Source organism: Lysinibacillus antri (genome assembly GCF_003977595.1).
GTDB lineage: Bacteria > Bacillota > Bacilli > Bacillales_A > Planococcaceae > Ureibacillus > Ureibacillus antri.
Genome location: NZ_RYYR01000083.1, coordinates 1 through 600 on the forward strand (window position 1 = coordinate 1; position 600 = coordinate 600).

Here is a 600-nt window from a genome sequence, read left to right on the forward strand (position 1 = left end):
CGTCTATTCAGTAACTAAATACAAATTAGTATTCTAATACTGCACGACGGTTTTTAGCGTAGTCAGCTTCAGTGTGACCTAACACAGCCGGTTTTTCTTCACCGTAAGAAACAGTTGAAACTTGGTTAGCACCTTTAGTTGCTAAGTAGTTTTTAACTGCGTCTGCACGACGTTGACCTAATGCGATGTTGTACTCTGGAGTACCACGTTCGTCAGCGTGACCAGCAACAGTTACTTTACCGTTTGCAGATGTTAAGTATGCAGCGTGTGCATCTAAAAGTTGTTGGTACTCACCTTCAACTGCGTAGCTATCGAAACCGAAGTACACAGTGTTGTAACGAGTTTGTAAGTCTTCAGCAGTCATACCGCCGAATTGACCTGCGTTTGCGTTAGCATTTGCGTTAGCATTGTCTGATGAGCTGCTGCAAGCTGCTAATACGAATGCTGGTGCCGCAATCATCAATACTTTAGCTAGTTTTTTCATTTGTTGCTCCTAAAAAGAATTTTATTTTATTTAGTCAAATACGGTGACCAAGCAGGAAACTTAAATTGTCCACCTGCTCCCGGCAAGTTAGCTTTGAAACGCCCATCTGCGGACAC

General features: G+C 42.7%; 1 protein-coding gene. It reads right to left on the reverse strand.

All coding sequences use genetic code 11. The features are described from left to right. Positions 1-25: 25 nt before the first annotated feature. Positions 26-484: a peptidoglycan-associated lipoprotein Pal gene (gene pal / locus EK386_RS20755; protein ID WP_005596217.1), complete on the reverse strand. Its 459-nt coding sequence runs from the start codon at positions 482-484 to the stop codon at positions 26-28. Positions 485-600: the final 116 nt, after the last annotated feature.